12 protein-coding genes are annotated in these 13,810 nt (G+C 66.7%); 3 read left to right on the top strand and 9 right to left on the bottom strand.

What is annotated here, in order from left to right; all coding sequences use genetic code 11:
- Window positions 1–161 precede the first annotated feature (161 nt).
- Both ACVWZN_RS05885 and ACVWZN_RS05880 read left to right on the top strand, forming a co-directional pair.
- Entirely contained in the window at window positions 162–3,467 is a 3,306-nt protein-coding gene (locus tag ACVWZN_RS05885) for a sensor domain-containing protein (RefSeq protein ID WP_456953004.1), read from the top strand.
- A gap of 100 nt (window positions 3,468–3,567) precedes the next feature.
- Window positions 3,568–5,082, top strand: a complete 1,515-nt coding sequence (locus tag ACVWZN_RS05880) for a fumarate hydratase (RefSeq protein ID WP_456954723.1) — start codon at window positions 3,568–3,570, stop codon at window positions 5,080–5,082.
- Between the two features lie 57 nt (window positions 5,083–5,139).
- On the opposite strand, the gene ACVWZN_RS05875 is transcribed toward ACVWZN_RS05880, so the two are convergent.
- The 7 genes from ACVWZN_RS05875 to ACVWZN_RS05845 all read right to left on the bottom strand — a co-directional run bounded on the left by ACVWZN_RS05875 (window position 5,140) and on the right by ACVWZN_RS05845 (window position 11,844).
- On the bottom strand, window positions 5,140–6,096 hold the full coding sequence (locus ACVWZN_RS05875) for a patatin-like phospholipase family protein (RefSeq protein WP_456953003.1): 957 nt from the start codon (window positions 6,094–6,096) through the stop codon (window positions 5,140–5,142).
- A 97-nt stretch (window positions 6,097–6,193) separates the two neighbouring features.
- A complete protein-coding gene (locus ACVWZN_RS05870; protein WP_456953002.1) occupies window positions 6,194–7,510 on the bottom strand; it encodes a mechanosensitive ion channel domain-containing protein in 1,317 nt (438 codons plus the stop codon).
- Between the two features lie 22 nt (window positions 7,511–7,532).
- Window positions 7,533–8,798, bottom strand: coding sequence for a phospholipase D-like domain-containing protein (locus ACVWZN_RS05865; protein ID WP_456954722.1), 1,266 nt, complete (start codon window positions 8,796–8,798; stop codon window positions 7,533–7,535).
- Window positions 8,799–8,878: 80 nt separating this feature from the next.
- Entirely contained in the window at window positions 8,879–9,388 is a 510-nt protein-coding gene (locus tag ACVWZN_RS05860) for a DUF456 domain-containing protein (protein WP_456954721.1), read from the bottom strand.
- A 131-nt stretch (window positions 9,389–9,519) separates the two neighbouring features.
- On the bottom strand, window positions 9,520–10,626 hold the full coding sequence (locus ACVWZN_RS05855) for a M35 family metallo-endopeptidase (protein ID WP_456953001.1): 1,107 nt from the start codon (window positions 10,624–10,626) through the stop codon (window positions 9,520–9,522).
- A gap of 162 nt (window positions 10,627–10,788) precedes the next feature.
- Window positions 10,789–11,265: a glycine zipper 2TM domain-containing protein gene (locus tag ACVWZN_RS05850; RefSeq protein WP_456953000.1), complete on the bottom strand. Its 477-nt coding sequence runs from the start codon at window positions 11,263–11,265 to the stop codon at window positions 10,789–10,791.
- Window positions 11,266–11,391: 126 nt separating this feature from the next.
- The gene (locus tag ACVWZN_RS05845; protein WP_456952999.1) at window positions 11,392–11,844 is read right to left on the bottom strand and encodes a hypothetical protein; all 453 of its coding nucleotides are present in this window, start codon (window positions 11,842–11,844) and stop codon (window positions 11,392–11,394) included.
- Between the two features lie 95 nt (window positions 11,845–11,939).
- On the opposite strand from ACVWZN_RS05845, the gene ACVWZN_RS05840 reads away from it, so the two are divergent.
- Window positions 11,940–12,761, top strand: coding sequence for a tRNA threonylcarbamoyladenosine dehydratase (locus tag ACVWZN_RS05840; RefSeq protein WP_456952998.1), 822 nt, complete (start codon window positions 11,940–11,942; stop codon window positions 12,759–12,761).
- Here the strand turns inward: ACVWZN_RS05840 and ACVWZN_RS05835 are convergent.
- Both ACVWZN_RS05835 and ACVWZN_RS05830 read right to left on the bottom strand, forming a co-directional pair.
- Window positions 12,733–13,518: a TatD family hydrolase gene (locus ACVWZN_RS05835; RefSeq protein WP_456952997.1), complete on the bottom strand. Its 786-nt coding sequence runs from the start codon at window positions 13,516–13,518 to the stop codon at window positions 12,733–12,735. The genes ACVWZN_RS05840 and ACVWZN_RS05835 overlap by 29 nt on opposite strands.
- Window positions 13,515–13,721 carry a DUF6116 family protein gene (locus ACVWZN_RS05830; RefSeq protein ID WP_027082077.1) on the bottom strand — a complete coding sequence of 69 codons (207 nt, stop codon included), beginning with the start codon at window positions 13,719–13,721 and terminating at the stop codon, window positions 13,515–13,517. Before ACVWZN_RS05830 ends, ACVWZN_RS05835 begins: the two co-directional genes overlap by 4 nt.
- Window positions 13,722–13,810: the final 89 nt, after the last annotated feature.

Genomic DNA, 13,810 nt, shown 5'->3' with positions numbered 1-13,810 from the left:
TCGAACCGTGAAGGCTGTGACCGTATCGCCACTCCATGCGATGACGGCGTCGCGGCAGGTGGCGAGCTGTAATCCGCTGCACAGTTTCTTGCTGCGGTCCGTTCGCAGAATGCCGTTATCGACAGAGAAGTGACGTTTTTCGTCTCACCGGCCGGAACTTGATGGATTCCCAGAGCGCGTCCCGCGAACGATCGGCTCCCGTGGTGGAGGCCCGGCGACGGGCGCTCGCGTCCGCGCGGCTGCTGCGTGCGCCCGTTGCGTTCGCCGCCGTTGCCGGACTGCTGTGCGCCGCCGCCGCGCGCGTCTTGTCGCCGGCGCTCGCTGCAGGTGCGATCGGTGCAGTGGTCGGTGCGTGGACGGGCCTCTGGCTTGCGCGGCCGCTGGCCGGACGCGCCGATGCGCGATGGTTGATGCCCGTACTCGGCATCGCAGCCGGCTTGTTCGCCGCGCATGTCGTGCCGGTCACTGTCATCGTTATAACCGCGGTGATGACTGCCACGGTCGTCGCGACACGCGCACTGGTTCGACAACTGCATCCGCAGGTCGAGTGGGACGACCCGGCGCCGGCGGCTGTCGCGATCGCATCGCTTGGCGCCGTGACGCTCGCACTCGCGTGGGTGAGCGCCCAAGCCGTTCCGTTCCTGCATGGCGCGTGGTTTGCGGCTTGGCCTGCGCTTGCGGCTGCGGCCGTCGCCGGATTCGCTGCATCGGTGACGCTTGCCGCGATCGATCCACCCGATCCGTTCGCCGAGGATCCGCGTCGCGTCACGCTCGTTCTTTCGCTCGCAATGGTCCTCGGCGCGGCCGTGTTGTCCGCGATCTCGCCGCGCCTCGTTCCGTTGCTCGCGATCGGCCTGCTCGCACTCGCGGCGTCGGGCCGCCCACGCACTCTCGGTGCGTTGTCGTTGGTGCTCGCCCTTGCGGCGTTAATCGCCGCCGACCACGCATCCGCGACGTTGTCGCGCATCGCCGGCGGCTGGTCGACCGCGGCTGCACTCGGTCTTGTTGCGACGATGCTGGCGATCGCGCTGCTCGGCAGCCTGCTCGCGCACCAGCGCGACCGCGTTCGTGCACGCCTGCGCGCGGCGAGCGGGCATCTGCTCACGCTTGCCGAAAAAAGCCCGGGCCTCGTCGCGACGTTCGATCGCGACATGCGCCACCGCCACGTCAACGATGCTTATGTTCGCTGGACCGCCCTGACGCGCGAGCGTGTCGAAGGCGCCACGCTGGGCGACGTGCTCGGCATGGAGTTCGCGGGCAAGCTGCAGACCAGCGCCGCACGCGCGATGGCCGGCGCATCCCAACAGTTGCAGGCCGACCGCGGCGATCGTGCGCTTGATATCCAGCTCGAACCGTACTTCGGGCTCGACGGTGCCATCGCCGGTTTCCATCTGCTGGCCGAGGACGTCACATGGCGCAAGCAGAGCGAGCGCTACCTGCGCACGCTGGTCAATGCATCGCCCGAACCGACGCTGGTGCTCGACGAAGACGGCCGCATCCAGCTGCACAACGATGCGGCCGCGACGTTGTTCGACGCCGCCAATGCCGATCTTGTCGGCACGCTGCTGCCGACCTGGCTCACCGCATCCGACGGCACCACGCCGGCCGCCAGCACCGACGCCGGTCTGCGTGCGCGTCGTCGCGACGGCACGACGTTCCCGGTCGACCTCAAGCTTGGCTCGATGCCGGGCGAGCACGGCGGACGTTCGGTCGTCACGCTCCGCGATCTCAGCCGTGACCTCGCGCTTGAACACGCGGCGCGTGCCGCACGCGAGCAGGCGCAGGCGACGCTGGATTCGATCAGCGATGCAATGGTCGTCGTCGATCCGAGTGGCACCGTGATCGCGTTCAATCCCGCAGCTTCAGAGCTCACCGGCTGGGCGCGCGAAGACGCGCTTGGGCACGTCGTGGAAGAAGTCATCAAGCTCGTCGAGCCCAGTCGCGGTGTGCCGCAGGTGTCGGTGCTTCGCGAGGCGTTGAAGACCGGCAAGTCGGCACGACTGGAAGGCGAACGGGAACTCGTGCGACGTGACGGTGCGCAGCGCGTGGTCGAGGAATCGGCGTCGCCGTTGCGCGATGCGCAGGGCAGGGCGATCGGCGGCGTGCTGCTGCTGCGCGATGTCAGCCATGCGCGCGAACAGGCGCAGGTGCTCGCGCACATGGCGCAGCACGATTCGCTCACCGGCCTGCCGAATCGCGTTCTGTTCCAAGATCGATTGGGACAGGCACTCGCGCAGCTCGGGCGCGGCAATCGCGGTGCCGTGCTGTATATCGATCTGGACAAGTTCAAGCCGATCAACGACACACTCGGCCATCCGGTTGGCGACAAGGTGCTGCAGGAAGTCGCGCAGCGCCTGCGCGAATGCGTGCGCGAGGACGATACCGTCAGCCGCCAGGGCGGCGACGAATTCGTGCTGCTGCTGCAGCGACTCGCCGACCCGCGCGATGCCGCGCGCGTCGCGGAAAAACTCATCCGCTCGGTCGAACAGCCGATCCTCGTCGACGGCCACGAACTGCGCGTCGGCGCGAGCGTCGGGATCTCGCTGTTCCCGCAGGATGCGCGCGATGCCCGCTCGCTGATGAAGCAGGCCGACACCGCGCTGTACCACGTCAAGGACACGGGTCGCGGTCGCTACAGCTACTTCACCGACCTTATGGGCGAACGTGCGGAAGCGCGCATGCGCACCGAGAACGACCTGCGCCTCGCACTCGCGGCGGAAGACTTCGTGCTGGACTACCAGCCGGTGGTCAACACGCGCACCGGCAAGTTCACGTCGGTCGAAGCGCTGCTGCGCTGGCGTCGTGCCGACGGCACCGTGTTGCTGCCGGAAACGTTCCTGTCGGTCGCCGAAGAAACCGGGCTCATCATCCAGATCGACGAATGGGTGCTCGGCAAGGCCTGCCTGCAGAACGCCGCTTGGCAACAGGCCGGGCTGCCGCCATTGCCGCTGTCGGTCAACGTATCGCTGGCGCGCTTCGATCCCGATCGCCTGCTCGCGCAGATCGATGCCGCGCTGGCTGCGGCGACGCTCGATCCGCAATGGCTGGAGGTCGAGTTCCGCGGCGAGCAGCTGTTCGCGCTCGGCGACCCGGGGCGTAGCCTCGTCGCCGATCTGCGCGCGATGGGTGTGAAGGTGGCAGTCGACGACATCGCAACCAGCCAGGCCAGCGTGTCGCAGCTGGTCGACGTCGGTTTCGACGCGCTGAAGCTGGATGTCGCGGTGGTCGATGCACTGATCGACCACGAGCGCGCGCGTCGAGTCGCCGAGGCGATCTGCCGCACGGGTCTAGCGCTGCAATGCGAAGTGGTCGCCAAGGGCGTCGAGAGCGAGGCGCATCGCGACCTGCTCGCGCGCTGGGGCTGCGGAAGCCTTCAGGGCACGCTGTTCAGCCCGCCGCTGTCGTCGACCGCGCTGGCGCGCCTGCTGCAACGCTCGGATCCGCCGACCATCGCACGCTCGGCCTGAGCGCCAGGTGCGCAGCGGGCGGTAAAATGGCGGCTTCCCTCCCGTCGTGCTCGCCGTGTCCGCCCAGACCGCTCCTTTCGCTCCGTCCGCGCCCGTCGTCATCCGCCAGGACGACCTGATCCAGTCCGTCGCCGACGCGCTGCAGTACATCAGCTACTACCACCCGGTCGACTACATCAAGGCGCTGACCGCCGCGTACGAGCGCGAGCAGTCGCCGGCGGCGCGCGACGCGATGGCGCAGATCCTCATCAACTCGCGCATGTGCGCCGAAGGCCGTCGCCCGATCTGCCAGGACACCGGCATCGTCACCGTGTTCCTCGACGTCGGCATGGACGTGCGCTGGGACGGCGCGACGATGTCGGTCGAGGACATGGTCAACGAAGGCGTGCGACGCGCGTACCTCGATCCGGACAACGTGCTGCGCGCGAGCGTGCTCGCCGATCCGGCGGGCAAGCGCACGAACACGCGTGACAACACGCCGGCGGTAATCCACACCAAGCTCGTGCCGGGCAACACCGTGCACGTCACTGTTGCGGCGAAGGGCGGCGGCTCCGAAGCGAAGTCGAAGTTCGCGATGCTCAACCCGTCCGACTCCATCGTCGATTGGGTGCTCAAGACCGTGCCGACGATGGGCGCGGGGTGGTGCCCGCCGGGCATGCTCGGCATCGGCATCGGCGGCACCGCCGAGAAGGCGATGCAGCTGGCGAAGGAAGTGTTGATGGAGCCCGTCGACATCCAGGATCTCGTCGCCCGCGGACCGAGCAACCGCATCGAAGAACTGCGCCTCGAGCTCTACGACAAGGTCAATGCACTCGGCATCGGCGCGCAGGGCCTTGGGGGCCTGACGACGGTGCTCGACGTCAAGATCAAGGATTACCCGACCCACGCGGCGAACCTGCCGGTCGCGATCATTCCGAACTGCGCGGCCACGCGTCATGCGCATTTCGTGCTCGACGGCAGCGGCGCGGTGCAGCTCGATCCGCCGTCGCTGGAGGACTGGCCGAAGCTCACGTATGACGCGAGTGCCGGCCGTCGCGTCGACCTCGACACGACCACGCGGGACGAAGTCGCGAGCTGGAATCCGGGAGAAGTGCTGCTGCTCAACGGCAAGCTGCTCACCGGCCGCGATGCCGCGCACAAGCGCATGGTCGACATGCTCAATCGCGGCGAGACGTTGCCGGTCGATCTGTCGGGCCGTTTCATCTATTACGTCGGCCCGGTCGATCCGGTGCGCGATGAAGTTGTCGGCCCCGCAGGCCCGACCACCGCGACGCGCATGGACAAGTTCACCGACCAGGTGCTCGAACAGACCGGCCTGCTCGGCATGGTCGGCAAGGCCGAGCGCGGCCCGATCGCGATCGAGGCGATCCGCAAGCACAAGTCGGCCTACCTGATGGCGGTCGGTGGCGCGGCGTATCTGGTGTCGAAGGCGATCAAGGCCTCGCGCGTGGTCGCGTTCGAAGATCTCGGCATGGAAGCGATCTACGAGTTCACCGTGCAGGACATGCCGGTGACCGTCGCGGTCGATTCGAACGGTACGTCGGTGCACCAGACCGGCCCGCGCGAATGGCAGGCGCGTATCGGCAAGATTCCGGTGGTGGTCGAACCGGCCTGATGCGAACTTCGATGCCCGGCCTGTCCGGGCATCGTCGTATTCGGGTGCTGGGACGCCTCAGAGGCGATGGGCGAGGGCGGTCAGCGTCTGCTGTGTCGTGGGCTGCGCGAGATAACCCTTCGCCAGCACTTCCAGCGCGTTGATGTTCGTATCGCTCACGTCGTCCAGGTCGTCGAGCCCGATCGTCAGCGGCGTCTGCAGTCGGTAGTACGCATCGCCGACGATGTGCTGCGCGATGTAGTCGACCGACTCGGCATTGCCGTCGAACAGCACGTCGATGATCGGGATCGCCCATTCCAGCGCGCCCCACTCGCGTGCCGAGCGCAGGTCGATCGTGCGCGTGCGTTCGCCGGTGCCCACCGACACGACGATGAGGTCGCGGCAGTTGTCGACGGTGTCGTCCTTGCGCAGCGCTTCGGCGATCGCGCAGGCGGTGGGATTGTTGGCGACGATGCCGCCGTCGATCAGCGCGCAGTCCTGGCCTTCCACGCGCAACGGATGCGCTGGGAAATACGTGGGCGCGGCGGTAGTCGCGCGGCAGACGTCGCGAACGTGCAGGTCCGCGTGCTCGGGCTTGAAGCTTTTGAAGATCACCGGCTTGCGGTTGATGGTGTCGTAGCTGGTCACCATCGTCTTGACGGTGCAGTCGCCGAGGCGCGCATCGCCGAACACGTCGGCCAGCACTTTTTCCATGCCGCGGCCGTCATAGCGCGGCGCGGACGGGCCGTCGACCAGCAAACGCGATGCACGCGACCACAAGCGGCTCGCGATGCCCGGAAAGATTTCATGCCGCCGCCCGCGATACAGCTCGGCGAGCATGTCGGGCGAGCGCCCGAGTGCGAGCCCGCAGGCGATCAGTCCGCCTGTCGAGCTGCCGGCAAGAAGATCGAAGCTGCCGGGAATATGCGGCTTGCCTGCGGCGGCGAGCGCGGCGTCGACGCCGGCCAGCCATCGGCAACTGACGAGCCCGCGGATACCGCCACCGTCGAGCGAAAGAATGCGTCGCAGCTGCATGGAGTCCTCCTTGACGCCAGTATCGATCCCACCTGTCGCACAGACTGCACTTCGCGCCGACGCGGCGCGTGAAAACGCACCGGGTGCCGACGCGCGGTCAGATCAGGTTTTCGTCGTCGTGCGCGGCGCGCTGCGCGTCCACCTGCGCATCGATGTCGTGGTTCACCGAGGTGTCCCCGCAGCCTTCGGGTTCCGTCTGCGGCGTCGCCACCACTTCCATGCCGATACGGTGCGCGACCGCCGGCGGCAGCGGCGCGGTGAACATGTACTGCACCGGGCGCGGGCCGTCGATCTGGGCCTTCTCGAACGCCGATTTCACCGCGCGGACCGCCTCGCTGCGCACCTTGCCCAGGTCGCTCTCGCGCTGGTTCACCCAGCCTTGGAACTTGAGCTGGATGCCCCCGTTGAGGTAGCCGTCGACCGCCCATGAAGGCGATGGATCGTCGAGAACGCCGGCCACTTTCTTGATCTCGCCGATCGCCGTTTCCTGCGCTTCGCGGATGGACTCCGCGGTGTCGATCACCATCAGGAATTCGAAACGGCGCTTCGGATTCTGCGTGAAGTTGGTGACGACCGACTTGAAGACGATGCCGTTCGGCACCGCGACCTGCACGCCGTCGAACGTCATCAGCAACGTCGAGCGCGACGTCAGCGCGACCACCTTGCCTTCGTATTTGTCGACGAGGATGTGGTCGCCGGGCGAGAACCCGCGACGCAGGCTGAGCAGGATGCCGGCGACGTAGTTCTCCGCGATGTCGCGGAACGCGAAGCCGATCGCGATGCCGACCACGCCGGCCGAACCCAGCAACGCGCCGACGATCGCTGTCGCTTCCAACAGGTCCAGCGCGATCAGCAGGCCGACAAGCAGGATCACCCAGTTCACCAGCCGGGCGACCAGCGAATCGATGTACGGATTCTTCGCGCTGAAACGCGAGAGGTGGATGCGGCGGCTCACCGACCGCCCGATCCACCACGCGATCAGCACGATCAATGCAGCGACCAGGAGCAGCGGCAGTCGCGCGACCAGACCGATCAACTTGCCGCCGACCTGCTGCAGCGCGAGCTTCAGGCGGGTGACGATGCTTCCCGCGATCTGCAGACGGTTGTCGACGCTCGCGACGCCCGGCTGCTGCCCCGCGATCTGCTCCGCGTGCGCGCGTTCCTCGTCGCCCGAAACCGAGCCATCGAGCCGCACCACGCCGCCCGCAGCCGTCACCGTGATGTTCGAATAGCCCGGCACGGCACGCAGGCGTGCGGCGACCGTGCGCGACAGTTGCTCGTCGGCGGACGTCGGCGTCGCGGACGCGACCTTGACGCCAGCCGCCTGCGCGATCCACGCCTCGGACTGCGCACCAGATACCGCGGGAACCAAGATCAGACAGACAGCCAGCAACAGGCCGGCGAAACGGCGCATCGACACCCGGAAACCTCGATCGTTACAGCTGTGATTTGATCGGGACGATGAAGCGCTCGGACATCTTTTCCTTCCAGGGCCGCGATTCCCACATCTGGTAGGTGTACGGCTTGGTCAGTTTGAGGTCGCGCTCGAAGACCTGCGTCATCGTCTCGGCGAAGCCCGCATCGTAGACGTTCAGGCTGGCCTCGTCGTTCAATTGGAATGAACGCTGGTCGAGGTTCGTCGAGCCGACCGACACCATGTAGTGGTCGATGATCATCAGCTTCACGTGCAGCATCGTGGGCTGGTAGAGGTGGATTTCAGCGCCGGCCGCCAGCAGCGGGCCCCATTCCTTCTTGGTCGCGATGCGCACCGTTTCGGAGTCGATGTACGGGCCCGGCAGCAGCAGCCGCACGCGAACGCCGCGCTTGCGGGCAGCCATGAGCGCGTCGCGAAGCAGCGGGTCCGGGATGAAGTAGGCGGCCTCGACGTCGATGCTCTTTTCCGCCGCGGCGATCGCCATCAGGAACATCAGGTGCATGCTCTCCGCGCCGCCCGCGGGCGAGGCGATGAACATGTGCGCCGGCATGTCGCCCGCCGGCTGCACGGCCGGGAAGTACTTGGCGCCGTTGAGGACGTGGCCGGTCGTCTTGATCCAGTTGTCGTTGAAAGCGGCCTGCACCTGCGACACCACCGGGCCTTCGATACGGAAGTGCAGGTCGTGCCAGTGATCGGGGTCCTGCGCGTGGCCGAGCCACGGGTCGCCGATGCCGACGCCGCCGGTGAACGCGATGCTGCCATCGACCACGAGCAGCTTTCGATGCGTGCGGTTGTTGAGGCGGCCGAGGTTGTACCAGTGCAGCGGGCGATAGCGCTCGATGCGCACGCCGCAGTCCTGCATGTTCTTCAGCATCGAGCTGTCCATCTTGATGCTGCCGGCCCAGTCGACCGTCACGTTCACTTCGATGCCGGCCTTCGCGCGCTCGCACAGCGCCTGGCTGAAGTCGGCGGCGATCTTGCCCTCCCACCAGATGTAGGTCTCGAACGTGATCGTGGTCTTCGCGCCACGAATCGCCTCGAGCATCGCGGGGAAGATCTCGTCGCCGTTCTGCAGCACCGTGATCTTGTTGCCGGGCACGATCGACGGCCCGAGCAGCACGCCCATTTCGCGGATGAACTGCGGGTCCGTGCTCGCGTACTGGTGGATGACGCGGTTTTCGAGCTTCTTCTCGGGCGTCGCGAAGTTCATCGCGATGACCACGATCAGCACGGTCACAAGAGCCGTCAGGGCGATCGTCCAGAACATGCGGCGGCGGCTCCAATTCAGTCGGAATTTCATGGCGCCGACTCTGAACGGCCGCTTCGCAAGCGGGTGTGAAACTGCCGCTAGCGGTGGGCCAGCCAGACCACCGCGAACAGCCCGAGCATTCCGAAGGCGATGACCAGCTTGAGGATCGTCCCCAGCAGGAGCCCGACCCAGGTGCCGACGCCGACCTTCGCAGCGTGGCCCATGTCCTGCAATTTGCGACGGTGGATCAGCTCACCCGCGACGGCGCCCACGAACGGCCCGATGAAGATGCCGATGAAGCCGAGGAACAGGCCGGCGAAGGTGCCGATGGTGGCCCCCAGCAAGGCGAGACGACTCGCGCCGACACGCTTCGCGCCCATCGCCGTCGCAAGCAGGTCGACCGCGAACGACGCGAGCGTCAGGACAACGAGCACGCCGAGCGTCCAACCGCCGACGTGATGAAAGCCGTCGGCCCAGGCCGCGAGCAGGAGCCCGCCGAAGACCAATGGAATGCCGGGAAGCGCGGGCAACACCGTGCCGGCGATGCCGACGATGACCAGCACGACGGCGATGACGAACCACAGCGTGGACAGGTCGGACACAGGCATCTCCATCGGCAGTCGCGGCATTCTGCGGCACGCGTCGTCATTGCCGCTGCACGAGGGGCGTCCAGCGCCGTCGACAAAAAGAAAGCCCGGCCGAAGCCGGGCTTTCAACGTCCCTCTTGGGGGAGGCTGACTTACTTCTGCGCCGGGTTGTTCTCGGCGAAGTACTCGTGGTTGTCGGCGTTGTCGAGCGCCTGATCCGGGTTGGACGCGGCGAGGTTCTTGGCTCCGCTCTGGCCGTAGACATGGTCGTCGGTGGCCGCGGTCACGTTGAAGTGGCTCATCTCGTGGATCAGCGTGCCGCCCTTCGAATCGGTACCCGTCAACGGCGCCGACCAGAACGCCTTGCACACGAAGATTTCGTACGGGCGGGTCGGGTAGACGTAGGCGTAGTAGCTCTGGTTGCAACCGCAGTTGATCGTGACCTGGCCGCCGCTCTGGTCGATCGCGCTGTCGATGTTGACGAAGTGCTGGCGAGCCGTCGAATAACGCGACGACGTGTACGCGCCGAACCACGTCGTGTAACGCGCACCGACGGTGCCGCCGTTGAGGTAGCCCTTCGCGTTCTCCGAATAGGTGCGCGCCGCGTTGACCGCACTGCCCGCAGTGCTGATCTGCGTGGTCGAGCAGCTCTTGTACGACACGCCGTTGACGACGGTCGCGCCCGCGCTCGGCTTCGCCTGCGCCTTGAGCGTGCGGCTACCGCCCAGCTGGTCGGTGCCGTCGACCCACAGCTTCAGCGAGGCGCTCTGCGCCACCATCGGCAGGCCATTCGACGCGATCAGCATCTGCCCGCCGGACAGCGAGGCGTGCTGCAGCGGTGACTTGTACGTCACCGTGTATTCGCCGGTGCTCGACAGGTCGTAGAACGCGGAGAGGTCGACGCTGGTGCGGATCGTCTCGCCCGGGCGCAGCACGGTGAAGTCGCTCGCCGCCGGCAGGCCGCGCTTGATCATCGGGCCTTCGTACGGAACCTCGCGGCCGTCGTGGGTCACGCTGAAGACGTCGGACTGCAGGTATTGCGACGGCAGCTGCCAGCCCGGCATGCGCACGGCGCGATTGCTGGTGTTGGTCACCTCCACGTCCACCGCGCCCAGGAACGACGACTGGCCCGTCGACGCGACCACGGCGATCCGCAACGGGTTGAACGTGGCGGTCTGCACCGAGGCGTCGGCGGCATTCAGGGCAAAACCGGCGAGCAGGACGCTACCGGCGGCGGCAAGCAGGGGCAGGCGATTCATTCGACACCTCGGGGGAAGGGAGTCCGTCATGGACGCCCCGACGTTAACCCCGCGATCAGCCCCATGCATGCCGCGCCGCAACAAACGCAATCCGCAATCAGGACCGGACACGAAAACGGCCCGGGGTTACCGGGCCGTTTTTGAAACTGAGACGAGCGTCGCTCAGCGTGCCCAGACGCGACCGTTGTAAACGCGAACCGCCGAACCTTCGCCGATGCCGCCCAGGTCGGTCTGGCTGACCATCGTCGTGCGTCCGTCGTTCATGCGCACATAGACGTTGTAGCTGGTGCCGGACGTCGACATGTTGCGATCGACCGCCGCGCCCGCGGCCGCACCGGCGACTGCGCCTGCGACCGTCGCGACGTTCTGCTTGCCGTTGCTCGAGTCCTTGGTCAGCTCATGACCCGCGGCGGCGCCGATGACGCCACCGATCACGCCGCCCGCAACACCGGAGCGCGGCGCGGTGCCGTTACCGACCGCTTCGATGCGCGTGACCACGCCGCAATCGGAACAGACGCCGTAGCTATTGGCCGGCGGCGGCGAACCCGCGTAGCCCGAGGAATAGGGAGTGGACGCGCAGCCGGCCAGGGCGATCAGCGAGGCGGCCGCGACGGCGGTGAGACGAAGTTGCACATTCATGGGACGCTCCAGGATTCGTGGTCAGGACGATGGCCATTGCCATGCGCGACAGATCGTGGGAGCGCGTCGGTGAACGCGTTATCAAACTGCGAACACGCGTTCAGCCGACAGTTCTTCGCGCAACGATCACTCGTTCGCGTAGTGGTGACAGTTCTCGCAGGCCTCGCCGATCTTCGCTGCAGCAGGCTGCACGCCGGGGCAATTCAGCGGCGGCGTAGCGAGCGACGCATCGACGCGCGCACGAAGGTCGCTCGCGTATTTCGCGAACTTCTCGTCGCCCTGCATGCCCTTGAACGCGGGCTCGATGTCGTTCGCCATCGTGCGAAGTGCCTGCAGGTGCGGGATGACGTCCGTTGCCGCGCAACGGTTCTGGGTAACGTTGTCTTTCAGTGCGCGCGAGTGCGCCGCCATCACGTGCATCACGGCGAGCGGGTACGGATCTTTCCGCTGATCGATCGCACGCATGATCATCACGCTGGCGACCGCGCCGATCACCAGGCCGAGCAGCGCCATGAAGAGATAACGGGAGCCGTTGCCGCGGCGGGCAGGGCTGGGCGACGGAGCATTGACGTCGGACATCGGCCTGTTTCCTCGTGTCTGCGCGAAGTGCGCGGGACCATAGCACGCACCCCCGTGGCGCCGATCGTCACGCGCGCACCGCCTAGAATGCGTGCATGCAAACGCACGACCTCGACCCGGCCTGGACCGAACGCTTCGCCGGTATCGACCGCCTTTACGGCGCAGGAAGCCTCGCCAAACTCGTGACGTGCCGCGTCGCCGTTGTGGGCCTTGGCGGCGTCGGTTCGTGGGTCGCGGAAGCGCTGACGCGCTCGGGTGTCGGCCACCTGCGCCTGATCGATGCCGACGACATCTGCGTGTCGAACACCAACCGCCAGCTGCCCGCGCTCGATGGCACCTTCGGGCACGCGAAGGTCGCCGCGATGGCCGCGCGCTGCCAGCGCATCAGTCCTTTGATGGACGTGGAGCCGGTGCCGGCTTTCATCACCGCGTCGAACCTCGACCACCAGCTCAACGTCGATCTCGATCTTGTCGTCGATGCCTGCGACAGCTTTCGCAGCAAGGTCGAGATGATCGCCTGGTGCCGTCGACGCAAGCTTCCGATCGTCGTCAGCGGCTCGGCGGGCGGTCGCATCGATCCGACGCTGATCCGCGTACGTGACCTATCGCGTACCGAGCACGACGCGATGCTCGCGCTGGTGCGCAAGAAGCTGCGTGCGGACTTCAACTTCCCGCGGAACAAGGATCGCTACTTCGGCGTGCCGGCCGTCTACTCACTGGAGAACGTGCGCTATCCGCAGGCCGATGGCAGCGTGTGCGGCCTGCGCCCGAGCGCGACCGACGCGGACGGAAGCCTGAAGCTCGATTGCAGCGGCGGGCTCGGTGCCGCCACGCACATCACCGGCGCGTTCGCATTCGCGATGGTCGGCAAGGCCATCGAGCTGCTGCTCAAGGCGAAGTCGGCACCTCGGGCGTAAGGCCGAACAGGCGTTCCGCGTTCAACGTCGTCGCGGCGGCGAGCTGCTGCGGCGACTGACCCCGCAGTGACGCGATCATCTCCAGCACATCGACAAGCCGTGCGGGTTCATTGCGTTCGCCACGGCTCGCGGCGCCCGGTTGATCGGGCGAATCCGTCTCGAGCAGCAGATGTTCGATCGGCATCGTCGCCGCCAACGTACGCAGGCGATTCGCGCGCTCGTACGTCACCGGCCCGCCAAGACCGATGAGAAACCCGTTCGCCCACAGCATCTCGGCCTGCTGGCGACTGCCCGCGAAGCTGTGCACGACGCCTCGAACGCCGCCGATGCGACGCACCGCGGCGATCACATCGTCCACCGCATGCCGCGCGTGCACGATCAGCGGCAGGTCGAAGTCGCGTGCAAGCCGCAGGTGCGCGTCGAACAGCACGCGTTGACGCTCGCGATCGAGCCCATCGATGAAGTGGTCCAGCCCGCATTCACCGATCGCGACCGGGCGCTCGCTTTCGATCCAGCTGCGCAGCGCGTCGACGTGCGCGTCGGTATGGCGGTCGAGATACACGGGATGCAGCCCGTACGCCGGGAACAGTCCACCGAACTGCCCGCAGACATCGCGCAGCGTCGGCCACGTCGCCGCTTCGATCGCGGGAACGATCTGCCGCGTGACGCCGGCGGCGCGCGCACGACCGATCACCTCCGCACGATCAGCATCGAATTCGTCGACGTCGATGTGCGAGTGGCTGTCGACGAGGATCATCGAGGCGGCAGGACGTCCTTGGCGCGCGACTTCCAGTTCGCGAGCAGCATCGTGCCGAGGCCGAGAAGGATCTCGTCCACGAACGGAATGAAGTCGGGAATCAGCAGGTCGAAGAAGAACAGCACCGCAACGATCCAGAACAACGTCGGGTGGCGCAGCTTTTCAGCCCAGCGCATGAAGGGTTTGAGCAGGAAACGGGCCATGTGCACCTCGCGATAAGCCGACGCTACCACGCTGCCGCGACACATCTGAACGGGCCGTGTGAACCCCCGGTCATGCTCCGACGTTGTTC

It is taken from the genome of Lysobacter sp. HA35, from assembly GCF_054061195.1.
The sequence above is the reverse complement of the archived record's forward strand: the minus strand, read 5'-3'. Positions and strand labels throughout refer to the sequence as shown.